Annotated in this window: 26 protein-coding genes, 1 other RNA gene and 1 pseudogene; 17 read left to right on the top strand and 11 right to left on the bottom strand. The window is 53.1% G+C overall.

Annotated features, from left to right (window positions below; all coding sequences use genetic code 11):
* Positions 1–185 precede the first annotated feature (185 nt).
* Positions 186–1481, bottom strand: a complete 1296-nt coding sequence (drt2, locus tag FS690_RS14760; protein WP_145339838.1) for an antiviral reverse transcriptase Drt2 — start codon at positions 1479–1481, stop codon at positions 186–188.
* Between the two features lie 680 nt (positions 1482–2161).
* Between drt2 and FS690_RS14755 the strand changes: the two genes are divergently transcribed.
* Entirely contained in the window at positions 2162–3220 is a 1059-nt protein-coding gene (locus FS690_RS14755) for a GTP pyrophosphokinase family protein (protein ID WP_145339837.1), read from the top strand.
* Between the two features lie 163 nt (positions 3221–3383).
* Here FS690_RS14755 and FS690_RS14750 read toward each other — a convergent pair.
* The 3 genes and pseudogenes from FS690_RS14750 to smpB all read right to left on the bottom strand — a co-directional run.
* Positions 3384–4071, bottom strand: a pseudogene (locus tag FS690_RS14750) (primase-like DNA-binding domain-containing protein); the annotation flags it as partial.
* Between the two features lie 255 nt (positions 4072–4326).
* Positions 4327–4689, bottom strand: a transfer-messenger RNA (tmRNA) gene (gene ssrA, locus FS690_RS14745).
* Between the two features lie 43 nt (positions 4690–4732).
* A complete protein-coding gene (gene smpB, locus FS690_RS14740) occupies positions 4733–5215 on the bottom strand; it encodes an SsrA-binding protein SmpB (protein ID WP_065648644.1) in 483 nt (160 codons plus the stop codon).
* Between the two features lie 160 nt (positions 5216–5375).
* On the opposite strand from smpB, the gene FS690_RS14735 reads away from it, so the two are divergent.
* On the top strand, positions 5376–5810 hold the full coding sequence (locus FS690_RS14735) for a type II toxin-antitoxin system RatA family toxin (protein WP_039379733.1): 435 nt from the start codon (positions 5376–5378) through the stop codon (positions 5808–5810).
* A complete protein-coding gene (locus FS690_RS14730) occupies positions 5800–6093 on the top strand; it encodes an RnfH family protein (RefSeq protein WP_186368994.1) in 294 nt (97 codons plus the stop codon). The genes FS690_RS14735 and FS690_RS14730 overlap by 11 nt, the downstream gene beginning before the upstream one ends.
* A gap of 54 nt (positions 6094–6147) precedes the next feature.
* Here FS690_RS14730 and bamE read toward each other — a convergent pair whose 3' ends face one another.
* From bamE to nadK, 3 genes are all read right to left on the bottom strand, one after another.
* Positions 6148–6498, bottom strand: coding sequence for an outer membrane protein assembly factor BamE (bamE, locus tag FS690_RS14725; RefSeq protein WP_094111713.1), 351 nt, complete (start codon positions 6496–6498; stop codon positions 6148–6150).
* Positions 6499–6683: 185 nt separating this feature from the next.
* Positions 6684–8345: a DNA repair protein RecN gene (recN, locus tag FS690_RS14720; protein ID WP_108569430.1), complete on the bottom strand. Its 1662-nt coding sequence runs from the start codon at positions 8343–8345 to the stop codon at positions 6684–6686.
* Positions 8346–8430: 85 nt separating this feature from the next.
* On the bottom strand, positions 8431–9309 hold the full coding sequence (gene nadK, locus FS690_RS14715; RefSeq protein WP_065648649.1) for an NAD(+) kinase: 879 nt from the start codon (positions 9307–9309) through the stop codon (positions 8431–8433).
* Positions 9310–9431: 122 nt separating this feature from the next.
* Between nadK and grpE the strand changes: the two genes are divergently transcribed.
* Positions 9432–10010 carry a nucleotide exchange factor GrpE gene (grpE, locus tag FS690_RS14710; protein WP_071667881.1) on the top strand — a complete coding sequence of 193 codons (579 nt, stop codon included), beginning with the start codon at positions 9432–9434 and terminating at the stop codon, positions 10008–10010.
* A gap of 46 nt (positions 10011–10056) precedes the next feature.
* Here grpE and ung read toward each other — a convergent pair whose 3' ends face one another.
* On the bottom strand, positions 10057–10734 hold the full coding sequence (gene ung, locus FS690_RS14705; RefSeq protein ID WP_145339835.1) for a uracil-DNA glycosylase: 678 nt from the start codon (positions 10732–10734) through the stop codon (positions 10057–10059).
* A 177-nt stretch (positions 10735–10911) separates the two neighbouring features.
* Here ung and grcA point away from each other — a divergent pair, with 177 nt between their 5' ends.
* The gene (grcA, locus tag FS690_RS14700) at positions 10912–11295 is read left to right on the top strand and encodes an autonomous glycyl radical cofactor GrcA (protein WP_108569431.1); all 384 of its coding nucleotides are present in this window, start codon (positions 10912–10914) and stop codon (positions 11293–11295) included.
* A 184-nt stretch (positions 11296–11479) separates the two neighbouring features.
* Here the strand turns inward: grcA and srmB are convergent, their stop codons facing one another.
* A complete protein-coding gene (gene srmB / locus FS690_RS14695) occupies positions 11480–12808 on the bottom strand; it encodes an ATP-dependent RNA helicase SrmB (protein WP_039379716.1) in 1329 nt (442 codons plus the stop codon).
* A 136-nt stretch (positions 12809–12944) separates the two neighbouring features.
* Between srmB and FS690_RS14690 the strand changes: the two genes are divergently transcribed.
* From FS690_RS14690 to acpS, 12 genes are all read left to right on the top strand, one after another.
* Positions 12945–13694, top strand: a complete 750-nt coding sequence (locus FS690_RS14690; RefSeq protein ID WP_145339847.1) for a tRNA1(Val) (adenine(37)-N6)-methyltransferase — start codon at positions 12945–12947, stop codon at positions 13692–13694.
* A 364-nt stretch (positions 13695–14058) separates the two neighbouring features.
* Positions 14059–14634: an RNA polymerase sigma factor RpoE gene (gene rpoE / locus FS690_RS14685; protein ID WP_039379714.1), complete on the top strand. Its 576-nt coding sequence runs from the start codon at positions 14059–14061 to the stop codon at positions 14632–14634.
* Positions 14635–14664: 30 nt separating this feature from the next.
* Entirely contained in the window at positions 14665–15324 is a 660-nt protein-coding gene (gene rseA, locus FS690_RS14680; RefSeq protein ID WP_039379711.1) for an anti-sigma-E factor RseA, read from the top strand.
* The gene (gene rseB / locus FS690_RS14675; protein ID WP_071667883.1) at positions 15324–16280 is read left to right on the top strand and encodes a sigma-E factor regulatory protein RseB; all 957 of its coding nucleotides are present in this window, start codon (positions 15324–15326) and stop codon (positions 16278–16280) included. The genes rseA and rseB overlap by 1 nt, the downstream gene beginning before the upstream one ends.
* Positions 16277–16741 carry a SoxR-reducing system protein RseC gene (gene rseC, locus FS690_RS14670; RefSeq protein WP_094111708.1) on the top strand — a complete coding sequence of 155 codons (465 nt, stop codon included), beginning with the start codon at positions 16277–16279 and terminating at the stop codon, positions 16739–16741. Before rseB ends, rseC begins: the two co-directional genes overlap by 4 nt.
* A 218-nt stretch (positions 16742–16959) precedes the next feature.
* Entirely contained in the window at positions 16960–18759 is a 1800-nt protein-coding gene (gene lepA / locus FS690_RS14665) for a translation elongation factor 4 (protein WP_039379703.1), read from the top strand.
* Positions 18760–18768: 9 nt separating this feature from the next.
* Positions 18769–19740 (top strand): signal peptidase I, encoded by a 972-nt coding sequence (gene lepB, locus FS690_RS14660; protein ID WP_065648657.1) that lies wholly within the window; start codon positions 18769–18771, stop codon positions 19738–19740.
* A gap of 111 nt (positions 19741–19851) precedes the next feature.
* On the top strand, positions 19852–20532 hold the full coding sequence (gene rnc, locus FS690_RS14655; protein ID WP_039379698.1) for a ribonuclease III: 681 nt from the start codon (positions 19852–19854) through the stop codon (positions 20530–20532).
* Positions 20533–20580: 48 nt separating this feature from the next.
* Positions 20581–21486, top strand: a complete 906-nt coding sequence (era, locus tag FS690_RS14650; protein ID WP_039379695.1) for a GTPase Era — start codon at positions 20581–20583, stop codon at positions 21484–21486.
* A 3-nt stretch (positions 21487–21489) separates the two neighbouring features.
* Positions 21490–22218 carry a DNA repair protein RecO gene (gene recO, locus FS690_RS14645; RefSeq protein WP_039379693.1) on the top strand — a complete coding sequence of 243 codons (729 nt, stop codon included), beginning with the start codon at positions 21490–21492 and terminating at the stop codon, positions 22216–22218.
* 70 nt (positions 22219–22288) lie between these two features.
* Entirely contained in the window at positions 22289–23020 is a 732-nt protein-coding gene (pdxJ, locus tag FS690_RS14640; protein ID WP_145339834.1) for a pyridoxine 5'-phosphate synthase, read from the top strand.
* Positions 23020–23400 carry a holo-ACP synthase gene (acpS, locus tag FS690_RS14635; RefSeq protein WP_039379688.1) on the top strand — a complete coding sequence of 127 codons (381 nt, stop codon included), beginning with the start codon at positions 23020–23022 and terminating at the stop codon, positions 23398–23400. The genes pdxJ and acpS overlap by 1 nt, the downstream gene beginning before the upstream one ends.
* Positions 23401–23411: 11 nt before the next feature.
* Here the strand turns inward: acpS and FS690_RS14630 are convergent, their stop codons facing one another.
* Both FS690_RS14630 and FS690_RS14625 read right to left on the bottom strand, forming a co-directional pair.
* Positions 23412–23663 (bottom strand): YfhL family 4Fe-4S dicluster ferredoxin, encoded by a 252-nt coding sequence (locus FS690_RS14630; protein WP_145339833.1) that lies wholly within the window; start codon positions 23661–23663, stop codon positions 23412–23414.
* Positions 23664–23719: 56 nt separating this feature from the next.
* The gene (locus tag FS690_RS14625) at positions 23720–24559 is read right to left on the bottom strand and encodes a MurR/RpiR family transcriptional regulator (RefSeq protein ID WP_071667885.1); all 840 of its coding nucleotides are present in this window, start codon (positions 24557–24559) and stop codon (positions 23720–23722) included.
* Between the last annotated feature and the right edge of the window lie 7 nt (positions 24560–24566).

The following is a 24566-nucleotide window of genomic DNA, read 5'->3' as shown; positions in this document are numbered from 1 at the left end:
TTACAATGATTAGTTTTGTGCTTAGAGCAAATGTTGCGGTTGCCACTTTGAGTTAATTGACACGAAGCACCTTATGCTGCTTATAAACAATGAAAACTTCTATATGTTCAACAAAGTTGAATTACAGTTACTTATTTTGTCCTCTAGCGACTTATTATTTTTATATGAATATAACTTGAAGGTAGTTATTTCTTGTTGCTTTTTATTTCTTTTTGTAATCTTTCCCATAAAGGTTTTAGCTGTTTCCTTATTGAGTTTGAATTCATAATGCGTGAAGCTCGATATCCATAAGTTAAAAAATTTCTTTTACCAACATGAGCGTAACGAGCATAGATTTTTTCTTTAAAAAGTTCTTTGCTTGGAAGGCCTTTGAGTTTTCTTATCTTATTCTTTCGCTTCATTGTTGCTTTTGCAAGTTTAACTCCACGTTTCATTCTATCGGAGTATCGTGAAAGAGATGAAGATCTTAGGAAAATACTTTCCCCATCAAAAATAAAGCCTAAGTATTGCAACGGCTTGTCACATATGGTTTTTTTTGATGTGACTTTGAATTCTCTAATCTCTGTTTTTTTAACATTCAAAGAAACTTTGAGTTGAATTAATCGCTTTTCTGCTTCGCCAGCTACGTTCTTTTTTTCGTTAGCAGGTACGATGAAAAGCATATCGTCGCAATAGCGAAAATATTCTCCACCCAAGGATGAGACATACTCGCTCATTTCTATATCAAAATTTAGCATGTAGATATTTGACAGGAGAGCGCTTATTGGAGAACCTTGCGGGATGCCAATGTTGGCTTTGTTAGGTATGATCAGCTCTGATTTTCTTACCTTATTCCTAAAATCTGCAAATGGACAAATTTGTTTTTTTGTTTTTTTAATGTGTTTTGCATTGTTCTTTGGAATGCCAATTAAATCATAAACCTTTTCTTTCTCTACTTTAGAGTACTTTGTAATAGCTTTAAAAACAGCGTAATGATCATTAGGTAACATGTCAGTAGAGAGCAATCGACACCAAGCATCTTTCAAAATAGCATGGTCAAGAGTGTCAAAGAATTTAGACAGGTCTAATGCAACTGCACTGCAATTACCTCTTTTCTTTATTTCTTGAAATGCCTCATTCGCAAAATCTATATTGCTTTTACTTAACGCTCTAAAAGCTAATACATTTTTGGATATTTTATGGATTTGCAATTGATTTTCATAAAGATAATTGAGGATCTCAGCATAGTAAGAATAAATATGACTATCGATATGTGAGGAATATGCAATAGGTCTTTCTTTGAGGGTTTTTTTTATAGAATTACTTCCTTTTTCTTTATAGGCTTTGGAAGTGGTAGACGTAAAAGTAATAAAAGGTAGAAATGAATGAGTGGCAACAGTATTAGGGTTAGTAACAATATCTAAAGCATGTTCAAGGGAGATGGGTTTGTCAAAGTGCAAATAGCCGCGCTTCCTAAACCAAGAATGTTCACGAGATTTCATTTCGTTAGTTCTCAGAATTGTGAAACCGGGGCAACTTCGAACTGCGGTCATCCAGAAAAACGTCGCCCCGGCTTAACAAAGTGGTCTTTATCCAACCTTCTCATACAATCTGATCCACAAGTGAACCAAGTATGCACTTCACCGCAAATGTTAGAAACACTGTATAATGTAATCAGCTTAATGGAGACCGTTATGAGCATCGTCCACCTGTTGGTCAGCCTCTGGTCGGTTTGCAACGAAGGTCGCTGGCCGGAAGTCGACAAACTGTACATCACCCCTAAGCCTACACTTAGGGCATGTGATTTATAACATTTACTTATGAATAATTTCAAGGTTTAAATTCTAAGTTACTGTTATTAGCTCAAAAAAAGATTTAAATGCTAAAAATTTTTTTTAAGTTATCTATTATATGGATTATAGCCATTAATAAAAAACTTAATGTTATTTTAAGTTGTTTTTTTTATGTTCAGTAAAATTGTAATAATTGCAAAGGTTGAGGGGGTATTGCAAATATCAGTACGTTAGTTGCTGAGGTGTAGGGAATCACTATCTAAGCTTTTAAAAAAGTTATTGAATTTTTCTCACATAAATGCTTTTTTAGTAATTCTTAAGAAAATAGATAAGTTTGTTAGATATTTTCGTAAAACTGTAATGAATAGGTTGAATTTCATCGGAGGAATATGAAAGATAATAATATTAACTCATGGATAGATGAGTCGTTGCCAAAATTCGAACTTTTGGGGAAGCATATAGCTTTTATTTTAGAGAATCTTCTTCAGCAAAATCAAGTTGAGTATCTTTCCGTTAGTTATAGAACCAAAACTAAGGATGGTGTATTGGAGAAAATTGGCCGGAAAAAATATAAAAATCCAACTGAAGAATTAACAGATATCTCAGGTGTTAGAGTGATATTATACTTGGATTCTGATATACCGAAAGTTAGTGATATTATCAAGTCTATCTTTAATGTTGATGCTAAAAATAGCATGGACAATGAAAAAAGATTATCCTCTGATAAAGTCGGGTACAGATCTGTGCATTATGTTTGCGATATTGGTGAGAAAAGAAATTCTTTGCAAGAATATGAATATATTTCCGGTTTGAACTGCGAAATTCAAGTCAGAACTATGTTGCAGCATGCTTGGGCAGAGTTAACTCACGATCGCAATTATAAACTTGGTGCAAACTTACCCTTGCAGATCCAAAGAAAAATAAACTTGTATTCTGGTATGCTTGAAATTGCAGATGAAGGTTTTTCCGAGATTGTTAACTCTATAGAAGAATATAAAGAATCTATTAAAGGCAATGAGTTGGAGGAGTTATTTTCCCAGGAAGTCAATTCAATAAATCTTGCTAAGTTTGTTCAGGAGCTAAGTGGTAAAATAGGTATGGCTTTAGCTCCGGTGAAAGATTGGGGTGGTTCAACAACTAGCGATGTTATAGATGAGTTGAAATTTATTGGGTTTGATGACTTTAAATTAATCGCGGATTCAATCCCCGATAATTATGTTGATGTATGTAAGGAGTACAATATAGAAAATAACATATATAGTTTTCTTCGTGATGTTATGCTGATTAATGGCTTTGATGAGTTGGCTAAGAAAAAACCTTTAAATTGGGCTTTAGTTGGTGACGAAAATGAGGAATATGCTGAGGTTATGAGAGAGTTTTATTCACACTTTATGACAAAAGAGAAAGCTTCAAAATTGGTTTATATTTTCGCTGCAAGTAATCAATAGGTTTTAATTCAAATTCCATTTGAATAATGTGGCTAAATGATCTTTGTGCCACTGATAAGTGGTTGGAGTGTTTTAAACCTATGCATCTCACTCACCTATAAAGGTATAAATAACTACTTGAAATATAAGACCGGCCTTAGCCGGTCAACGTAGAGTGGCGCTATCAGGTGCTGCATGCCGGCAACCAATCTGCTTCACTGTCCTCATGTAGCGTGAGGTTGGTTTGTATTCCGTTATTCGTCCGACGTTTCAGCAGCACACGTTCATACTCTTTCAAGGTCTGCGGGACAGCCTGGCCGAACGCCGTCAGACTAAGCGGGTGCTGATGCCCCCGCGATTCCATAAACGACAGGTAGGCATGATAGAGATAGCGCTTCGGATTCAGCGGGCGAATGTTGGCATTGCCAATAAACAGCCCGTTCGGCGTGCTCAGCGGCATCAGGTAGCCACAAAAATCGACCAGCGGATCAGCCTGTCGCTTTATCTCCAGCGCTTCGCCGGATGATTGCTGCGCCTGCAACATCTCACGCGCTTCGTTTGGTTATGAGAAACGCTACATCAGGTAACCAACAATCACGGCCAACTCGGCACTGATTTTATCCAGCAGCTGCGGGTCGCGCTCTTTCGCCGGTATTACTTCAGGGAACGTAAGGACTACCCGACGGCGCGACGCGCCGCCGCCGCTGAAACGTATGGAGGTTATTCACCGCCAGAATCACCGCCGGAATGTGCGTTGAATAGGCATCACGATATTTTGGGTCAATTGCCACCGCATCGCCACCGGTTATCGCCTTGATGCCCGCGCCATCGCCGCTCCATTTCTCCTGAGCGGGCAGAATAATCAGCGAGAACTTACGACGCGTTCCTGCCATTAGTCTGGTGTGGCGAGTATGGCGTTATCCCGGCTAGAGAGCAGGGGCGTCTCATCTGTTCTATGAGTGCGATCCGTCCACGCTTTTGACTCACACCCAGGCACGTAACTGTAATCACTCAATCCAGATACACTCAATCGGCAGATTAAAAACACAAAAAAGCCCGCAGGGCTTGCGCCGTGCGGGCTTTCAGGACTTCATCATGTGACTCTGGTAATCACCGATGGAGAATTTTGGTGGAGCTGGCGGGAGTTGAACCCGCGTCCGAAATTACTACACCGTCGGTACTACATGCTTAGTCGGTCTTTACATTCGCCTGGCAGCTGCGGACAGACACGCCACTGACAGACTAGCCTGATTAGTTTTAACGCTTCAACCCCAGGCAGGGCATCCACGCGATCTCTTTTGGGTTTGACCTCTCTTGATCCCCGTCCTAAGAGCGGAGGCTAGGGAGAGAGGGCTGCAAGCAGGTTATTAAGCTGCTACTGCGTATTCGTCGTTATTTGCGACTATTTTTTTGCGGCTTTTTACGAGGCAAACCGCCCCTCGGCATGCACCTTGGGTTTCGCGAATCCCGTCGAATCCAGAATCAGCCCCAAGTTCTAAAACTGTAGCGCAAATCTATAAAAGAATCCAGTGCTTAACGGCTGGCGCTCTTCATAATTCGTGCTTTATCCATCTTCCACTCGCGATCTTTGATATCAGAGCGCTTATCGTGCTCTTTCTTACCGCGTGCGACGCCGATTTTGAGCTTGGCCCAGGCGTTCTTCCAGTAGAGCGAAAGCGGTATGATGGTATAACCGTCGCGGTTAACGCTGCCAAACAGTGAAGCGAGCTCGCGCTCTTTCAGCAGCAGTTTGCGGGTGCGCGTAGGGTCGCATACCACGTGCGTTGAAGCACCGATCAGCGGCTGGAACGTGGCGCCGAACAGAAACGCTTCGCCGTCGCGCAGCATGATATAGCTTTCGCTGATATTGGCTTTACCGGCGCGCAGTGCTTTAACTTCCCATCCCTGTAACGACAGACCCGCTTCGAACTCCTCTTCGACGAAGTATTCGTGGCGCGCGCGTTTGTTGAGGGCAATGGTGGCTGAACCGGGTTTGTGAGCTTTTTTCTTTGTCATAGTGCGGCGTAGTCTACATTACTCAGTTTGTGGGCGCATCCCCATGTCCTGCGGGGCGGTAAAAAACATCCTATTTTAGCACAGCTGGCAAAAGCATGAATTTTTGTTTAATGGCCTAAAATGGTACAATTCAATGGTTTTGTGACCAACAGGAACCCTTATGGCTCAGATTAGCCGCTCAGCGCTGGTCCCCTATAGCGCTGCACAGATGTACCAGCTTGTGAATGACGTGGATGCCTATCCTGAATTTCTTCCTGGCTGCACCGGCAGTCGCGTGCTGGATAACAGCGGTCATCAGATGACCGCTGCGGTCGATGTCTCAAAAGCGGGCATCAGTAAAACCTTCACCACGCGCAATACGCTGACTGACAACCAGAGCATTCATATGCAGCTGGTTGACGGCCCGTTCCGTAAGCTCACCGGCGGCTGGAAATTTATCTCGCTGGGTGATGACGCCTGCAAGGTTGAGCTGAGCCTCGACTTTGAGTTCACCAATATGCTGGTTGAGATGGCATTCGGGCGCGTGTTTAAAGAGCTGGCAAACAGCATGGTGCAGGCGTTTACCCAGCGTGCCAAAGAGGTCTATCGTGACTAAGATCCGCGTGGAGGTGGTTTATGCGCTTCCGGATAAGCAGTATCTGTGTGAGGTTACGCTGGAGCAGGGCGCCACGGTAGAGCAGGCGATAGAGGCATCGGGCCTGCTGCAGCTGCGCCGCGATATCGATCTGGCAAAGAATAAAACCGGGATCTTCAGCCGGCCGGTTAAGCTTGGTGACACGGTTGAAGAGGGCGATCGGGTTGAGATCTACCGGCCGCTGATTGCCGATCCGAAAGAGCTGCGCCGCCAGCGTGCTGAGCGTGCTGCCACGAAAAAGTAGCTGACGTTGAGCATTAAAAAAGGCGCCCCGGGCGCCTTTTTTGCTGTCATCAGCTTAACTGTTTTTCTGACCCGCGAGCCGCGGCTTGTTATCAATATTCGTCAGGACACCGCTGCGATCAAACGTCAGCGTCAGCGTCTGCTGCTTCACGCGCTCGTGACCAGGCTCCTGGCGGAAAATGTAATACCAGACGTTACTGCCAAAGGGATCGTGCATCATCGGGGTGCCCAGCGTATAGGCCACCTGCTGCTGCGTCATGCCGGTGTGGATCTTGGCGACATCGTTAGCGGCCAGGTAATTCCCCTGATTGATATCCGGACGATAGACAACGCGCTCCAGCGTGGAGCATCCGGCGGTTGTCATCAACATTACCACTGCCGCAGCAGTCAGCGTCTTAAAGCGCATCTGTACATTCCTTTTTTCGGGCCAAACGCCTTTCAGCAGGCAGTTTTGTTGCCATTACATTCTGAACTCTGCACGCGGCAGGCTTTTATTATGGCGATATCACTGCCGATGATAATAGACCTTTTCCCGGTTGGGAACCTCTACAGAGCATGCATATGACCATCAGGCCGGAAAAAAGTGCGGTCTCAGGCTGCTAAAAGTTCTTTAGCGTTCGCCAGCGTATTACGCGTGACTTCACTGCCGCCCAGCAGACGTGCCAGCTCCTGCAGGCGTGACCGCTTATCCAGCGGCTGCATATGCGTTTCCGTCATCGCGCCGTCGGTCTCTTTGCTGACAAAGAAGTGCTGATGACCGCAGCCGGCAACCTGCGGCAGGTGCGTCACACACATAACCTGCGTCGACTCACCCAGCTGACGCAGCATCTTGCCGACAACAGCAGCAGTAGGCCCGCTGATACCGACATCCACTTCGTCGAAAATCATGGCCGGAGTTTCCATCTTCTGCGCGGTGATCACCTGAATAGCGAGCGCGATACGCGACAGCTCACCACCCGAGGCGACTTTACCGAGCGGCTGCAGCGGCTGGCCGGGGTTGGTTGTCACCCGGAAATCGATGCGGCTGGCACCTTCGGCCGTCAGCTGATCGGGATTAAACTCCAGCACAATCGCAAACTGCCCGTGCGGCATCGCCAGAGTACGCATACTTTGCGTAATGAGATCGCACAGCTCCTGAGCGGATTTTTCACGCTGATGATGCAGCGTTTCAGCGCAGGTAATAGCGGCTTTGTGATGCATCACCACATCGTGCTGCAGGCTCTCCTGATCGCTCTCCTGCTGCGACAGCAGCTCCGCCTCTTCCAGCAGCTGCTGATGCAGGGCCGGCAGCGCTTCAGGCGCAACGTGATGCTTGCGCGCCAGCGCAATCTGCCGCGACAGCCGCTGCTCTAGCTCGTAAAGGCGATTGGGATCAAGATCGAGACGTTCGCAGTAGTGACGCAGTTCGTCGCTGGCTTCGCTCAGCTGAATCGCCGCTTCTTCCAGCAGGTTAAATACGCCGCTGACTTTATCATCCAGCGAGACCAGCTCGCTGAGCATGTTGCGGGCGCTGTAGAGCAGGCTCTGCAGGTTGGTATCTTCACCGTCGGCTAGGATATGCAGCGCCTGCTGACTGGTAGAGAGCAGCTGTCCGCTGTTAGCGAGGCGCTTGTACTCTTCATCAATCTGCTCATATTCACCCGCCTGCGGAGCAAACTCGTTCAGCTCTTTCAGCTGATACTGCAGCAGCTCGCGGCGCGCTTCACGCTCCTGCGACTGCTGCTGATGCTGCGCCAGCACACGGCAGCTGTGATGCCAGCGCTGGTAGTGCTGACGCATCTCCGTCAGCAGCCCGTCATGCGCCGCGTAAGCATCGAGTAGATGCTTCTGATGATCGGTTTTCAGCAGCAGCTGATGCGCGTGCTGACCGTGGATCTGAATCAGCAGCTGGCCCAGCTCGCGCAGCTGTGAGAGCGGTACGGCCGTGCCGTTGATGAAGCCGCGCGAGCGACCATCCGCGCTGATAACGCGACGCAGCAGGCACTCATTACCGTCATCCAGCTGATTATCAACCAGCCAGCGCTGCGCTGACGGCGATAATTTCAGCTGAAAGCGGGCACAGATATCAGCCCGGCTTGCGCCCTGACGCACCATATCCGCTTCCGCCCGTCCGCCGAGGCAGAGGCCCAGCGCATCAATGGCAATAGATTTACCTGCGCCGGTCTCACCGGTGATCGCTGTCATACCGCGATGAAAGTCGATCTCAAGCTCACGAACGATTGCGAAGTTACTGATGGTCAGTTGTGCCAGCATACAATCACCTGTATGGAAAAACAGATATGGTTTTTCGTACAGTATAAACTGGTTTTTTAACCAGTAAAATAGCCAGCACTGATTTCTAGAACAATTTTTTTGACCAGCCGAGTTTTGAGCTTAATGTATTGAAGTAGTTATAGTTTTTAGGGTGAATGAGATTAAGGTGGCTGCTGCTGCGCCGGATCAGCACATCTTCACCCTCCTGAATTGGCAGGGCAATCTGGCTGTCGCAGCTGATCTCCAGATCGCTGCGCAGCGAGGAGAAACGCAGGCGAATGGTACTGTTGCTGTTGATGACCAGCGGGCGCGACGACAGCGTGTGCGGGAACATCGGCACCAGCACAATGGCATCAAGCGAAGGGGTAAGGATAGGGCCACCCGCGGAGAGTGAGTAGGCGGTGGAGCCGGTAGGGGTGGAGATAATCAGGCCATCTGAACGCTGAGAAAAGGCGAACACTTCGTCAATATAGACCTCAAACTCAATCATATGCGCCACTTTGCCAGGATGGAGCACCACTTCATTGATGGCGCTGCCAATGCGCGGCGAGCAGGTATCGCGGCAGACCTGCGCCTCAAGCAGAAAGCGACTCTCCACAAAGTAGTCGCCCTGAAGAACATCATCCAGCTGCTGCTGCGCGTTATCCGGATCGAGATCGGTCAGAAAGCCAAGATTGCCACGGTTAATGCCAATCACTTTAATGTCATAGCGTGCCAGCACCCTGGCCGCGCCCAGCATATTGCCATCGCCGCCAACCACCACGGCCAGATCGGCCTGCTGGCCTATTTCCGCCAGCGTGCCGGTCTTTACATCGGTTAAGCTCAGCTCGCGCGCAATCTGCTGTTCGACAATCACCTCATATCCCTTATCGGTCAGCCAGCGCCAGAGCATCTCATGGGTGGTTAACGCGGTAGGATGGCGCGGATGACCCACGATTCCGATGCAGCTAAAGTGTGTGTTCATGTGGCGGGTATTCCTCATAAGCCAAAACGGCCTGGCAATGTGATGGGTTCACTTGAAACCGTCAAACTGATCCCCATAATAAGCCAACCAGCGAAATGAATGTGCAAAACGCGGAGAAATTCATGAGTAGTAAAGAACAGAACACCCCAAACGAGCAAGTCTCAGACGAAATTCAACAGGATCAACAGCCGGCGGACGCGGAGACAGCAACTGAGGTGGATCCGCGTGATGAGCGCATTGCGCAACTGGAAGCGGAGCTGACCCAAGCGCAGGGCGGCGTGCGCGAAGCGCAGCTGCGTGCGCAGGCGGAAATTGAAAACATCCGTCGCCGTGCAGAAATGGATGTCGAAAAAGCGCATAAATTTGCGCTGGAAAAATTTGCAAACGAGCTGCTGCCAGTGATTGATAGCCTGGAACGCGCGCTGGAAGTGGCTGATAAAGAGAACACCGGGCTCGCCTCAATGATTGAAGGCATCGAGCTGACGCTGAAATCCCTGCTGGGCGCGGTGCGCAAGTTTGGCGTTGAAGTGGTGGGCGACACCCACGTGCCGTTTAACCCGGATCTGCATCAGGCGATGTCGATGATGGAATCGGATGAGGTTGAGCCGAACCATGTACTGATGGTAATGCAGCGTGGCTATACCCTGAATGGTCGCCTGCTGCGTCCGGCCATGGTGGCGGTCTCTAAAGCCAAAGCCTGAGCAGAGTAGTGCATCACAACGGCCGCCTGACGCGGCCGTTGTTGTTTCAGGGGAGGACTGGCGTCCAGTCGATCGGCGTTTCTCCCGCCTGGCTGAGCAGTGCGTTGGTCTGCGAGAAGTGCCGGCAGCCAAAAAAGCCGCGATGCGCTGAGAGCGGAGAAGGATGGGGAGCTTTCAGCACATGATGACGCTGCGCATCAATGATGCTGCCTTTCTTCTGCGCGTGCGATCCCCACAGCAGAAAAACCACGCCCTCACGGTGCGTATTGATGGCATCGATCACCCGGTCAGTAAACGTCTCCCAGCCAAGCCGCGCGTGCGAGTGTGCTTTGCCCGCCTCAACGGTCAGTACCGTATTCAGCAGCATTACCCCCTGGGTGGCCCAGCTCTCCAGAAAACCGTGCTGCGGCCGCTGAAAACCCTCAATATCCTGTTCCAGCTCTTTGTACATGTTAAGCAGAGAGGGCGGGATGGCTACGCCGGGCAGCACTGAAAATGCCAGGCCGTGAGCCTGATTCGGCCCGTGATAAGGGTCCTGACCCAAAATCACCACTTTGATATCGCTCAGTTCGGTCAGTTTAAACGCGTTAAACACATCTTTCTGTGGCGGATAAACGGTCACGCCCGCCGCCCGCTGCTGCGCAACCGCCTGCAGCGTCTCTTTGAAATAGGGCTTCTCTTTTTCATCTGCCAGCACATCGTGCCAGGTCAGCTTGTCACTCATGGTTAACTCCTGACGATAGTTTTCCTTAGCTTAGCTGCTTCAGCGCGGGAGCAGAAGGATTAACCCCGCCGTTTCAGCTTGATGCAGGTCAAGGCACCGGCGGCGTCCCGGTGATATACCAGCCTGTCTATCTGTCAACGGCGTTCAGAGACAGAACGCCCCTTTCTGGAGATCGCTATGATTACCGGCATTCAAATTACCCAAACCCATAACCCGCTACTGCTGAACTCATTCTGGCTGCTGGATGAAGAGGCGGGACAGGCGCGCTGTCTGTGCGCCAGAGGCCTCTATGAGGAGGATCAGGTGGTTGCCCTGAGCGAGCTGGGCGAGATGGCATACCGTGAAGTGCCCCTGGAGCAGAAACCGCAGGTGCGCATTGAGGGCGGACAACATCTTAACGTCAATGTACTGCAGCGGGAAACGCTGGAAGATGCGGTTAAGCATCCCGAAAAGTATCCACAGCTGACCATTCGCGTATCCGGTTATGCCGTACGGTTTAATGCCCTGACGCCAGAGCAGCAGCGCGATGTGATCACCCGTACCTTTACAGAGAGCCTGTAACTGAAGTAGCGATGAAAAGTTGCTCATGCTGCAGGCCAGTGCGGAAGCGGTCCGGAACGCATGCGTTGATTAAAATGCGACATTTACCGGCGTTCGCGCTGACCCGCCTGTCAGTGGCCCTTAAGGCCAGCTGAACGTAAAAAAAAAGCGCCGGTTCAGGCGCTTTTTTTACTGCAGTGACGTTTTATTCCGCACCGGACTCCGGTGTGGTCGATCCGCTTGGCTTGCGGCGTTTACCCACGTTTTTGGTGTCACGATGGCGTTTTTTCACGCGCGGCTTTTCGTCTTCTTTCTCTTTCTTCTCTTTGCGTTTGGCAAGCGCCTTTTTCGACGGCTTTCCGGTGACTTTAGCACTCGGCGCACGCGACTCAGGGCGCAGCTCATCAATCACGCGTGATTTCAGCGGCTCATTAACGTAGCGGCTGATTTTACCCAGCAGAACGTGATCGTGCGCCTCAACCAGCGAGATAGCGATCCCTTTGCGTCCGGCGCGGCCGGTACGGCCAATGCGGTGCAGATAGGTATCTGCCGTACGCGGCAGGTCAAAGTTGATCACGTGAGTCACGTCATCAATATCGATACCGCGCGCCGCAACGTCAGTGGCAACCAGCACATTGACGCGACCATCGTTGATGCGTTTAATCGCTTCATTACGGTTCGCCTGTACCATCTCCCCTTCGAGGTAGCTGCTGCGCAGGCCCGCTTCATGCATCCAGGTCACCAGCTCGTGCAGACGTTCACGCTTGCGCACAAACACAATCGCACGCTTCACTTCCGGCTGCTTTAACAGGTGCACCAGCAGTTTGGTCTTGTGCTCAAGGTTATCAGCACGGTAGTACCACTGCTGAATGCGTTTGCGTTCGCTTTTGCTCGGGTCGGCTTCAATCGCGACCGGATCGTTGAGCAGGCGTTCAGCAAAATCTTTGATGTGCTCGCCTTCCAGCGTGGCGGAGAAGAGCAGCGTCTGTTTGCGCCAGCGCGTCTCACCGGCGATGGTCTCGATATCCTGGGCAAAGCCCATATCGACCATGCGGTCCGCCTCATCGAGAATCAGTGTTTCTACCGCGCGGCAGTCAAAGTTCTCTTCTTTGATGTACTGCAGCAGACGGCCGGTGGTCGCCACCACAATATCCTGATTTTCGCTGAAGACTTCAGCGTGGTTCATATAGGCAACGCCGCCGGTGATGGTGGCGATATCCAGATGGGTATGCTTCGCCAGCTCACGCGCCTGATCGGCCACCTGCATCGCCAGTTCGCGGGTAGGGGTGAGGATCAGGATACGCGGCGGACCCGACTTCTTACGCGGGAAGTCCAGCAGATGCTGTAATGCGGGCAGCAGATAGGCGGCGGTTTTCCCCGTTCCGGTGGGTGCCGAACCTAACACGTCACGGCCTTCCAGCGCGGCAGGAATGGCTTCAGCCTGAATGGCCGTCGGGCGCGTGAAGCCTTTTTCCTGCAGGGCATCCAGCAGGCTTTCGTCGAGTTCGAGTTCGGAGAATGTGGTTACTGTCATGTTCTACCTCAGTTTGGGGCGCTGATTATAGACAGATCGGCCGCAATCTTCATCTGTTTGTGTTCATCAGGCGCAGATGAATTCATCATGCGACCACGTTACACTCTCGCCAGATAACAATTCAATGGCCGAAAGCATGTCTCAGTACCAGCCGCCAGCACGGGCGACATTAAGAAAAGATGGGTTTACGTTTAAACAATTTTTTGTCGCACACGATCGCTGTGCAATGAAGGTTGGCACGGATGGCGTGCTGCTGGGGGCGTGGGCGCCGGTGGCCGGGGCACGGCGTATTCTGGATATTGGCTGCGGCAGCGGGCTTATCGCCCTGATGCTGGCGCAGCGCACGCCGCAACAGGTTACGCTGGATGCGGTCGAGCTTGATAGCGAAGCCGCCGCGCAGGCGCAGGAGAATGTGCAGGCGTCGCCGTGGGGCGTCCGTATCAGCGTGCACCAGGCCGATATCCTTAACTGGAGTAAACAGTGCGAAAAGCGCTACTCGCTGATCGTCAGCAATCCGCCTTTTTTTGTGCCCGGCATGGCCTCATCCAGCGCAGCACGGGACGCGGCACGCAGTACTGCTACGCTCGATCATGCCACACTGCTGCAGTGCGCGGCACAGCTTATCGAAGAAGAGGGGCTGTTTTGCGTGGTGCTGCCGGTGGATAGCGGCGAGGCGCTGGTGCAGCTCGCCCGCGCCGATGGCTGGCATCTGCGGCTGCGCTACGACGTCGCGCCTTATGCACATCGGCCGCCTAACCGGCTGGTACTGGGCTTTTCACCTTCTGCCGGTGAGCTGATACAGGAGCGGCTGGCGATCCGTAATGAAGACAAAAGCTACTCCGCTGACTGGCTGAGCCTGGTAACAGACTTCTATCTTTTTCGCTGATTATTTTCCGGCACAGCGCGGCAATCGCCGACGCGATCTGCCGTTACGATCGCAGGATCCCTGCTGCATCGTGTTGCAACTTAGCGAATTTTGCGCGCTGCCGTCAGCTATGCTGAAAAGAAGAGTAATAAAGATGAAAAAGAGATCGCCTTACGCTACTCTGCCAGCACCGATCGGCACTGCATAAGCCATTGAAAGCGGGTCAGCCGCTACGTCATAACGGGTTGCAATGCCGCGACGAAAAAAACAGGTCGTAGTGAACTTCAGGCCAGAACAGAACTCAAAGCGCATGCTTGCTCACGGGTATGAGATGTGCTGGCAGTCCACTTACGCATAAAAGAGTTTTGGGGAGACATTACCTCGGATGAGCGAGCAGTTAACGGATCAGGTTCTCGTTGAGCGGGTTCAGAAAGGAGATCAAAAGTCCTTTAACTTACTGGTAGTCCGATACCAGCATAAAGTGGCGAGCCTGGTTTCACGCTATGTCCCTTCGGGTGACGTGCCCGATGTGGTACAGGAATCATTTATCAAAGCCTATCGCGCGCTGGAGTCGTTCCGCGGGGATAGCGCTTTTTACACGTGGCTTTACCGCATCGCGGTAAACACGGCAAAAAATTATCTGGTGGCTCAGGGCCGTCGTCCGCCTTCCAGCGACGTAGATGCAATTGATGCAGAAAACTTCGAAAGTGCGGGCGCGTTAAAAGAAATATCGAACCCTGAGAACTTAATGTTGTCTGACGAACTGAAACAAATTGTTTTTCGGACAATTGAGTCACTTCCTGAAGATCTCCGTATGGCTATCACGCTCAGAGAGCTGGATGGCCTGAGCTATGAAGAGATCGCTGCCATTATGGATTGCCCGGTTGGTACTGTCCGATCGCGCATATTTCGTGCCCGGGAAGCCATTGATAACAAAGTTCAACCGCTTATCCAACGTTAGTGATAACGGCTACTGAAAGGGTACCAAGGCATGCAGAAAGAAAAACTTTCCGCTTTAATGGATGGTGAAACGCTAGACAGCGAGCTGTTGTCCTCGTTGTCAAAGGATGTCGAACTTCAGAAAAGCTGGGAGAGCTACCATCTTATTCGCGACACCCTTCGCGGGGATGTAGGCGAAGTGCTGCATTTTGATATCTCCGCCCGCGTGGCTGCAGCCATCGAAAATGAACCGCTGCGCCCTGCGGCCACACCACTGATCCCTGAAGCGCAGCCGGAACCGGCACGCTGGCAAAAAATGCCGTTCTGGCGTCGTGGCGGCAGCTGGGTAGCGTCAGTCACGCAAATTGGCGTAGCCGCCTGCGTATCACTGGCGGTCATTGTTGGCGTGCAGCATTACAACGGCTCTTCTGCCGGTGGGGCAGCAGAATCCTCAGATGCTCCGGCGTTCAATACGCTGCCGATGATGGGTAAAGCATCACCGGTAAGCCTGGGCGTACCGTCTGATGCCTTTGAAACCAACAGTTCAAATCAGCAGGTTCAGGATCAGCGGCGTCGCGTTAACGCCATGCTGCAGGATTATGAACTGCAGCGCCGTCTGCATGCCGATCAGGTACAGTTTGAAAACAGCGTACCGCAGCAGGCGCAGGCCACCGTTCCCGGAACGCAGTCGTTAGGAACTCAACAGCAGTAATGAAGCAGCTCTGGTGCGCCGTTAGCCTTATGGCCGGCAGCCTGCTCTGGACATCAACCGCCCCGGCACAGACGTCGTCTTCCGGGGCGTTGTTACAGCAGATGGAGCAGGCGACTCAAAATCTCAATTATGAATTTGCGTATATTAATGTCTCACGACTGGGCATTGAGTCTCTGCGCTATCGTCACGCCGTGGTGGATAAGCGCGTCTTTGCGCAGCTGCTGCAGATGGATGGTCCGCGCCGTGAAGTGATCCAGCGCGGTAACGACATCAGCTATTTTGAACCCGGGCTGGATCCGTTCTCACTGCCGGGCAACCATATTATCGACGCGCTGCCTTCACTGATGTTTGCTGATTTCTCCCGGCTGGGTCAGGCGTATGACTTTGTGCCGGTAGGGCGATCGCGTATGGCTGACCAGATGTGCGAAGTTGTGCGTATTGTCTCCCGTGACGGTACGCGCTACAGCTATGTGGTCTGGCTGGACGTGGATACCAAACTGCCGCTGCGAATCGATTTACTGGATCGCGATGGTGAAACGCTGGAGCAGTTCCGCGTTATCAGCTTTGCAGTGGATGAGGGCGTGCGCAATCTGATGCAGGGGCTTGAGAAGGCAAATCTGCCGCCGTCGCTCTCCCTGCCGGCGGGCGACAAAGTGGAACTCAGCTGGCAGCCTGGCTGGATACCGGCAGGCATGAAGCTGATTTCGCAGAGTCGTCGCGCAATACCCGCCATGAATAAAACCGTCGAATCGCGTCTCTACAGCGACGGGCTGTTCAGTTTTGCCATTAACATTGCGCCTGCCGATAAAAATAGCGTGCCTCAGCAATTGCGCACGGGACGTCGTACGGTGCAGACCGTTGTGCGTGATAATCAGGAGATCACCGTGGTGGGCGAATTACCGCCCGCAACCGCGAAACGTATCGCCAGCGCTATTGATGCAGGGGCAAAGAAATGATGAGAGAGTGGGCCACCGTGGTGGCATGGCAGGATGGCGTTGCCACGCTGCATTCCGAAGCGAAAACTTCCTGCAACAGCTGTTCAGCGCGTAAAGGCTGTGGCAGCCATGCGCTCAACAAGCTGGGGCCGAAGAACGCCCATGTCATGACCATTCCCAGCGCTGAGCCGCTACAGCCGGGTCAGCGCATTGAGTTAGGCATTCGCGAAAGCAGCCTGCTCGGCTCAGCGCTGCTGGTCTATATGACGCCGCTGTTTGGCCTGTTTGCTGTGGCTGGCCTGTTCCAGATGCTGTTTCACAGCGACCTCGCGGCCGCCTGCGGGGCGCTGCTTGGCGGCGTGGGAGGATTTATCATTGCCAAAGGTGTTTCATCGCGCTATGCCGGACGCGAAGCCTTTCAGCCGGTGATCCTCAGCGTTGCGCTTCCGCCTGATGCGCTGCGGGTTGAAGATGTCAGCTGATGCCGCCCGGGCCGCCTGCTGTGCGGCCTTTTCATTTCCCGCTTACCCGCTGAATTCTGTTGCAAATCCCACAGGTTCCATTCTTTAACGCGCGGCGTTAACAGTGTAATATGCGACGTCATTAATGAGGCCGACAGGGTTCCGGGTAAAGATCGCTTGCCTGAATGTGTCTGTGCTCACGTTTTCAACTGATTCTCTACGTGAAGATATTCATATAAATGAAGCACATACGAAATTTCTCTATTATTGCTCACATTGACCACGGCAAATCAACGCTCTCCGATCGTCTGATTCAGATTTGTGGTGGCCTGAGCGATCGTGAGATGGCGGCGCAGGTTCTTGATTCCATGGATCTGGAGCGCGAGCGCGGCATTACGATTAAAGCGCAGAGCGTCACGCTCGATTACACAGCGCCAGACGGTGAAACTTACCAGCTCAATTTTATCGACACCCCGGGCCACGTAGACTTCTCGTATGAAGTTTCCCGCTCGCTGGCGGCCTGTGAAGGGGCGCTGCTGGTGGTCGATGCAGGACAGGGCGTTGAAGCACAGACGCTGGCGAACTGCTATACCGCCATGGAAATGGATCTGGAAGTGGTACCGGTACTGAATAAGATCGACCTGCCCGCTGCCGATCCTGAGCGCGTAGCCGAAGAGATTGAAGATATCGTGGGTATCGATGCCGTAGATGCCGTGCGCTGCTCGGCTAAAACCGGCATCGGCGTGCCGGATGTGCTGGAGCGCCTGGTGCGCGATATTCCGGCACCGGAAGGCGATCCGGATGGCCCGCTGCAGGCGCTGATCATCGACTCCTGGTTCGATAACTACCTTGGCGTTGTTTCCCTGATCCGTATTAAAAACGGTACGCTGCGCAAGGGCGAGAAGGTCAAAGTCATGAGTACCGGTCAGGTTTATAACGCTGACCGCCTGGGTATCTTCACACCCAAACAGGTTGACCGCACCGAACTGAAGTGCGGGGAAGTGGGCTGGCTGGTGTGCGCCATCAAAGACATTCTGGGTGCGCCGGTGGGCGATACGCTGACGCTGCAGCGCAACCCGGCAGATAAAGCGCTGCCTGGCTTCAAAAAGGTCAAACCGCAGGTTTATGCCGGTCTTTTCCCGGTGAGTTCAGATGACTATGAGTCATTCCGCGACGCGCTCGGCAAGCTGAGCCTGAACGACGCCTCTCTGTTCTATGAGCCAGAGAGTTCAACCGCGCTGGGCTTTGGTTTCCGCTGCGGCTTCCTGGGTCTGCTGCATATGGAGATCATTCAGGAGCGCCTGGAGCGCGAGTACGATCTCGATCTGATCACCACTGCGCCAACGGTTGTGTATGAAGTGCAAACCACCGATGGCGAAGTGGTATATGTTGACAGCCCGGCCAAGCTGCCGCCGCTCAACAATATTGAAGAGCTGCGTGAGCCGATTGCAGAGTGTCACATGTTGCTGCCACAGGAGTATCTGGGTAACGTGATTACCCTGTGCGTGGAGAAGCGCGGCGTGCAGACCAATATGGTTTACCACGGCAACCAGGTCGCGCTCACCTACGATATCCCGATGGCTGAAGTGGTACTCGACTTCTTCGACCGTCTGAAATCGACGTCGCGCGGCTATGCGTCGCTGGACTACAACTTCAAGCGTTTCCAGGCGTCAGACATGGTGCGCGTGGACGTATTAATTAACGCAGAGCGTGTTGATGCCCTGGCGCTGATCACCCACCGTGATAACTCGCAGTACCGCGGTCGCGAGCTGGTGGAGAAGATGAAAGATCTGATCCCGCGCCAGCAGTTTGATATCGCGATTCAGGCGGCGATTGGCAACCATATCATTGCGCGTTCGACCGTGAAGCAGCTGCGCAAAAACGTTCTGGCAAAATGCTACGGCGGTGACGTCAGCCGTAAGAAAAAACTGTTGCAGAAACAGAAAGATGGTAAGAAACGCATGAAGCAGGTCGGCAACGTTGAGCTGCCGCAGGAAGCTTTCCTCGCCATTCTGCATGTCGGTAAAGACAGCAAATAAGGAACCACAATGGCTAACATGTTCGCCCTGATTCTGGTTATCGCTACGCTGCTGACCGGCATCATCTGGTGTATCGATCGCGTGAAGTGGGCACCTGAGCGTCGGGCAAAACAGGCCGCTGCACAGGCGCAGGCGGGTAACGCGCTCGACAGCAAAACGCTGGCGAAAGTGGCTGCGCAGCCAGGCTGGATTGAAACGGCGGCATCGGTATTTCCGGTGCTGGCGGTGGTACTGATTGTACGTTCATTTATTTTTGAACCCTTTCAGATCCCCTCCGGCTCAATGATGCCCACGCTGCTGATTGGCGACTTTATCCTGGTAGAGAAGTTTGCGTATGGCATTAAAGATCCTATCACGCAAACCACGCTGATCCCGACCGGACATCCAAAGCGCGGCGATGTCGCCGTGTTTAAATATCCAAAAGATCCCAGCGTTGACTACATCAAACGCGTGATTGGTCTGCCGGGCGATAAAGTGGTGTTTGATCCGTTCAGTAAAACGCTGACCATCAATCCCGGCTGCGGTAACGGCAAATGTGATACGGCGCTGCCGGTCACCTATACCAATATTGAGCCAAGCGACTTTATCCAGACGTTCAGCGGCTTTGACGGCAACGAGACCGGCAACGGCTTCTTCCGGAAACCGCAGGGTGAAACGCTGCGCGGTGGCCTGCGTCTCGGGACGCGCAAAGAGACGCTGGGCGATGTGACGCACAATATTCTGCTGGTGAATGAGGCGCAGAGTCAGGCGAACATGTACTATCAGCAGCCGGGCCAGCCGCAGGCGACCTGGGTGGTACCGCAGGGTCAATATTTCATGATGGGCGACAACCGTGACAACAGCGCCGACAGCCGCTACTGGGGCTTTGTGCCTGAGAAGAATCTGGTCGGTAAAGCGGTCGCTATCTGGATGAGCTTTGAAAAACAGGAAGGTGAGTGGCCGACAGGCGTACGCCTGAGCCGTATCGGCGGCATTCACTAAATACGGGTGGCTTCCTGTCTGACAGGAAGCCACTGCACACGAAACAGAACGCGCTGCTATCAGCCCTGTTTCGTATGCAGAGTTACAGACGCACAGAACAACTGGAATCGCATGAACCCCATTCTCATTACTAAGCTGCAGCGCAAACTGGGCTACACTTTTACTCATCCGGAACTTTTGCAGCAGGCCCTGACACACCGCAGCGCCAGCAGCAAGCATAACGAACGGCTTGAATTTTTAGGCGATTCAATTCTCAGCTATGTGATTGCCAACGCGCTTTATCACCGCTTCCCGCGCGTGGACGAAGGCGATATGAGCCGCATGCGCGCCACGCTGGTGCGCGGCAATACGCTGGCTGAGATGGCGCGTGAGTTTGAACTGGGCGAGTGCCTGCGTCTTGGACCAGGCGAACTGAAAAGCGGCGGCTTCCGTCGCGAGTCGATCCTTGCGGATACGGTAGAGGCGCTGATTGGCGGCATCTTCCTCGACAGTAATATCCAGACCGTTGAGAAGCTGATTCTCGACTGGTATCTGAACCGTCTGGAGCAGATAAGCCCGGGCGATAAACAGAAAGATCCCAAAACGCGCCTGCAGGAGTATCTGCAGGGTCGCCATCTGCCGCTGCCTTCCTATCTGGTGGTGCAGGTGCGGGGCGAAGCGCACGACCAGGAGTTCACCATTCACTGTCAGGTGAGTGGCATGGCCGATCCGGTCGTGGGCGTAGGCTCCAGCCGCCGCAAAGCGGAACAGGCTGCCGCCGAACAGGCTTTAATTAAGCTTGGACTCGAATAAATTGTTTTACGACAGCGCCATCCCGGCGCTGACTAAGTCAGGACCCGAATGAGCGAACACGAAACTTATTGCGGCTTTGTCGCGATTGTAGGCCGGCCCAACGTCGGTAAATCAACCTTACTGAACCAGCTGCTGGGGCAGAAGGTCTCGATCACCTCACGCAAACCGCAAACCACGCGCCACCGTATTATGGGCATCCACACCGAGGGCGCTTATCAGGCGATCTACGTGGATACACCCGGGCTGCATATGGAAGAGAAGCGGGCGATCAACCGCCTGATGAACCGTGCTGCCAGCAGCTCAATTGGCGACGTGGAGCTGGTAATTTTCGTCGTGGAAGGCACGCGCTGGACGCCGGATGATGAGATGGTGCTCAACAAGCTGCGCGACGGCAAAGTCCCGGTGGTGCTGGCGGTGAACAAGGTGGATAACATTCAGGATAAAAGTATCCTGCTGCCGCACCTGCAGTTCCTGAGCCAGCAGATGAATTTCCTCGATATCGTGCCTATCTCTGCTGAGAATGGCAAAAACGTCGATACCATCGCAGCGATTGCCCGTAAGCGTCTGCCGCTGGCGGAGCACCACTTCCCGGAAGATTACATCACCGACCGCTCACAGCGCTTTATGGCTTCGGAGATCATCCGCGAAAAGCTGATGCGTTTCCTCGGTGCCGAACTGCCTTACTCTGTGACCGTTGAGATCGAACAGTTTGTGGCCAATGAGCGCGGCGGCTACGACATCAATGGCCTGATTCTGGTAGAGCGTGAAGGCCAGAAGAAAATGGTAATTGGCAATAAAGGCTCGAAAATCAAAACCATCGGCATTGAAGCGCGGCGTGACATGGAAGAGATGTTTGAAGCCAAAGTGCACCTTGAGCTCTGGGTGAAAGTTAAATCGGGCTGGGCAGACGACGAACGTGCGCTGCGCAGCCTGGGCTACACAGACGATCTGTAACTGATGGAAGGCTGGCAACGCGCGTTTGTGCTGCATAGTCGCCCCTACAGCGAAACCAGCCTGCTGCTCGATCTCTTTACGGAAAGTCAGGGCCGCGTTCGCGTCCTGGCTAAAGGCGCGCGCTCGCGTCGCTCTCAGCTGAAAGGTACCCTGCAGCCTTTTACGCCGCTGCTGGTCCGCTGGGGCGGACGCGGTGAAGTCAAAACGCTGCGTAATGCCGAAGCGGTTTCGCTGGCGCTGCCGCTCAGCGGCATCACGCTCTACTGCGGTCTTTATGTCAATGAACTGCTGTCGCGCGTGCTGGAGCAGGAGATCCCCTTTTCTGAACTCTTCTTCGATTACCTGAACTGTATTCAGGAGCTGGCCGCCGGCACCGCCTCGCCGGAACCGGCGCTGCGCCGTTTTGAGCTGGCGCTGCTCGGGCATCTCGGCTACGGCGTCGATTTTCTGCACTGCGCCGGCAGCGGCGAGGCGATCGATGACGCCATGACCTACAGCTACCGCGAAGAGAAGGGCTTTATCGCCAGCCTGGTGCTGAATCAGCGCAGCTTTACCGGTCACCAGCTGCGCGCCATTGAAGCGCGCAGTTTCCCCGATGCCGATAGCCTGCGGGCCGCCAAGCGCTTTACGCGCATTGCGCTAAAGCCCTATCTCGGCGGCAAACCGCTGAAGAGTCAGGAGCTGTTTCGCCAGTTTATTCCAAAGAAGAAACCCGATGCGCCGCAGGCGTAGCGGCGGTCAGACCACCTGAACGTATCGTCGCGATACACTGCACTGACATTAAATAAAGAGAAGCGTAGTTATGGCTGAGTTGCTGTTAGGCGTCAATATTGATCATATCGCTACCGTACGTAACGCGCGTGGCACCTACTATCCCGATCCGGTACAGGCCGCTTTCGTGGCCGAGCAGGCGGGCGCTGATGGTATTACCGTGCATCTGCGTGAAGACCGCCGGCATATCACCGATCGCGATGTGCGTATTCTGCGCGATACCATTCAGACGCGAATGAACCTGGAGATGGCGGTCACGGATGAGATGATCGCCATCGCCTGTGACATCCGGCCGCACTTTGTCTGCCTGGTGCCGGAGAAGCGTCAGGAGGTCACCACGGAGGGCGGCCTGGACGTGGCGGGCCAGCAGGCGAGCGTCAGCGCAGCGGTACAGCAGCTGTCAGAGGCGGGCATACTGGTGTCACTGTTTATCGATGCCGACCGCCGGCAGATTGACGCAGCGGTTGCCAGCGGCGCGCCTTATATCGAAATTCATACCGGCGCATACGCTGAAGCGCCGGAAGGGCAGGCGCGTGACGCCGAGCTAATGCGTATTCGCGAAGCAGCGCACTACGCTGCCTCTCTCGGGCTGAAGGTCAATGCCGGCCACGGACTGACTTATCACAATGTGCAGCCCATTGCGGCGCTGCCGGAGATGCATGAGCTGAATATCGGCCATGCCATCATCGGCCGCGCGCTCTTCAGCGGGCTGGCAGATGCGGTAAGCGAAATGAAGCAGCTGATGCGGGAAGCGCGGCGCTGATGGCGATTCTCGGCCTCGGCAGCGATATCGTGGAAATTGAGCGCATCGCCGGCGTTATCGAACGATCCGGCGATCGCCTGGCGCGCCGCGTACTGAGTGACGCGGAGTGGCAGCAGTATCAGGCGCATCAGCAGCCGGTGCGTTTCCTTGCCAAGCGCTTCGCCGTGAAAGAGGCGGCGGCCAAAGCCTTTGGCACCGGGATCCGCGGCGGACTGGCGTTTAATCAGTTTGAGGTGTTCAACGATGCGCTGGGAAAACCGGGTCTGCGCTTTTTTGAGCAGGCGAGCATCATTGCTGAACGGCTGGGCGTGCAGCGCGTGCACGTGACGCTGGCTGATGAGCGCCACTACGCCTGTGCCACGGTGATCATTGAGGACTGAGCGTTACGCGCTCAGTGCGGCCAGAGCTGTACGAATTTCTCCCACAGCGCGTCGCGACTTTCGGCGCGCTGCGGGTCGCTGATAATCGTATTGTCGATAGGACAGGCGCTCTGACAGGTTGGCGTTTCATAATGCCCCACGCACTCGGTGCAGCGCGCCGGATCGATTTCATATATCGCCTCACCCAGCGCGATAGCCTGATTGGGACACTCCGGCTCACACATGTCGCAGTTAATACATTTCGCCGTAATCAGTAACGCCATTCTTCACGTCCGTTAATCCTCATTAAAAACGCGGTCATTATAAGCTGGTTTAACGCTTATATCAGCTTTTTCACCAGCGCTTCGCTGTGGCGAATGTGGCTCGATGCCCGCTCCGGATCGTGCTGCACCAGCGCCATAAACAGCAAATCTGTCAGGGCCAGCTGGGCGCTGGTTGAGGAGATTGCCGCGCTGCGCGTGCTCTGCTCCTCTGCAACGGTATAGAGGCAGATTGACGCGCACTGCTGCAGCGCATTTGGCGTAAAACCGGTAAAGGCCACCACATCCGCGCCGATAGCGGCTGCTTCCTGTGCCGCCAGATTGATTTCGCGTCGTTCGCCGGTGTAGGAGATGGCCAGCAGGACATCGCCCGGCGCCATCGCCTGAACGCTGGCGAGCAGGGCGTGCATATCCTGCTCTGCCACCGCGTTAATACCGATTTTCATCAGTTTCCAGGAGAAATCTTTCGCCACCAGACCGGATGCCCCGATACCCACCAGCAGAATGCGGTTGGCATTCTTCAGCAGATGCAGCGTCTCCATCAGCTTCTCTTCGCTGTTAATATCCAGCGTGGCGCGGATCGCGGAGATCTTCTCCGTCAGCAGCTTCTCTCCCACGATCTTCAGCGGATCGTCACTGAGGATATGATTATGCACGGTGATCGCATCGCGATCCGCCAGCGATTCACTCAGCGCCAGCTTCAGTGCAGGAAAGCCTTTATAACCCAGCTTCTGCGCAAATTTCACCACGCTCGACTGGCTGACGCCCGCCTCTTCAGCCAGCTTCTGCGAGCTGAGATGGCGCGCCCGATCGGGCTGTGACAGTAAAAAGTCGGCCAGCCGGCGCTCATTCAGCGCCAGCCGGGGATAGAGCTGACGGATTCGCAGCAGTGAACTCATGGTCGAT

Origin of the sequence: Pantoea sp. PSNIH1, from assembly GCF_007680655.1 — a bacterium.
Classification (GTDB): Bacteria; Pseudomonadota; Gammaproteobacteria; order Enterobacterales; family Enterobacteriaceae; genus Pantoea; species Pantoea eucrina.
This window is presented reverse-complemented; position numbering and strand designations above follow the sequence as displayed.

Coding starts and splice junctions, on each gene's coding strand:
- drt2 (WP_145339838.1), bottom strand. CDS start 1,481: ATGAAATCTCGTGAACATTCTTGGTTTAGGAAGCGCGGCTATTTGCAC.
- FS690_RS14755 (WP_145339837.1), top strand. CDS start 2,162: ATGAAAGATAATAATATTAACTCATGGATAGATGAGTCGTTGCCAAAA.
- smpB (WP_065648644.1), bottom strand. CDS start 5,215: ATGACAAAGAAAAAAGCTCACAAACCCGGTTCAGCCACCATTGCCCTC.
- FS690_RS14735 (WP_039379733.1), top strand. CDS start 5,376: ATGGCTCAGATTAGCCGCTCAGCGCTGGTCCCCTATAGCGCTGCACAG.
- bamE (WP_094111713.1), bottom strand. CDS start 6,498: ATGCGCTTTAAGACGCTGACTGCTGCGGCAGTGGTAATGTTGATGACA.
- recN (WP_108569430.1), bottom strand. CDS start 8,345: ATGCTGGCACAACTGACCATCAGTAACTTCGCAATCGTTCGTGAGCTT.
- nadK (WP_065648649.1), bottom strand. CDS start 9,309: ATGAACACACACTTTAGCTGCATCGGAATCGTGGGTCATCCGCGCCAT.
- grpE (WP_071667881.1), top strand. CDS start 9,432: ATGAGTAGTAAAGAACAGAACACCCCAAACGAGCAAGTCTCAGACGAA.
- ung (WP_145339835.1), bottom strand. CDS start 10,734: ATGAGTGACAAGCTGACCTGGCACGATGTGCTGGCAGATGAAAAAGAG.
- grcA (WP_108569431.1), top strand. CDS start 10,912: ATGATTACCGGCATTCAAATTACCCAAACCCATAACCCGCTACTGCTG.
- srmB (WP_039379716.1), bottom strand. CDS start 12,808: ATGACAGTAACCACATTCTCCGAACTCGAACTCGACGAAAGCCTGCTG.
- FS690_RS14690 (WP_145339847.1), top strand. CDS start 12,945: ATGTCTCAGTACCAGCCGCCAGCACGGGCGACATTAAGAAAAGATGGG.
- rpoE (WP_039379714.1), top strand. CDS start 14,059: ATGAGCGAGCAGTTAACGGATCAGGTTCTCGTTGAGCGGGTTCAGAAA.
- rseA (WP_039379711.1), top strand. CDS start 14,665: ATGCAGAAAGAAAAACTTTCCGCTTTAATGGATGGTGAAACGCTAGAC.
- rseB (WP_071667883.1), top strand. CDS start 15,324: ATGAAGCAGCTCTGGTGCGCCGTTAGCCTTATGGCCGGCAGCCTGCTC.
- rseC (WP_094111708.1), top strand. CDS start 16,277: ATGATGAGAGAGTGGGCCACCGTGGTGGCATGGCAGGATGGCGTTGCC.
- lepA (WP_039379703.1), top strand. CDS start 16,960: ATGAAGCACATACGAAATTTCTCTATTATTGCTCACATTGACCACGGC.
- lepB (WP_065648657.1), top strand. CDS start 18,769: ATGGCTAACATGTTCGCCCTGATTCTGGTTATCGCTACGCTGCTGACC.
- rnc (WP_039379698.1), top strand. CDS start 19,852: ATGAACCCCATTCTCATTACTAAGCTGCAGCGCAAACTGGGCTACACT.
- era (WP_039379695.1), top strand. CDS start 20,581: ATGAGCGAACACGAAACTTATTGCGGCTTTGTCGCGATTGTAGGCCGG.
- recO (WP_039379693.1), top strand. CDS start 21,490: ATGGAAGGCTGGCAACGCGCGTTTGTGCTGCATAGTCGCCCCTACAGC.
- pdxJ (WP_145339834.1), top strand. CDS start 22,289: ATGGCTGAGTTGCTGTTAGGCGTCAATATTGATCATATCGCTACCGTA.
- acpS (WP_039379688.1), top strand. CDS start 23,020: ATGGCGATTCTCGGCCTCGGCAGCGATATCGTGGAAATTGAGCGCATC.
- FS690_RS14630 (WP_145339833.1), bottom strand. CDS start 23,663: ATGGCGTTACTGATTACGGCGAAATGTATTAACTGCGACATGTGTGAG.
- FS690_RS14625 (WP_071667885.1), bottom strand. CDS start 24,559: ATGAGTTCACTGCTGCGAATCCGTCAGCTCTATCCCCGGCTGGCGCTG.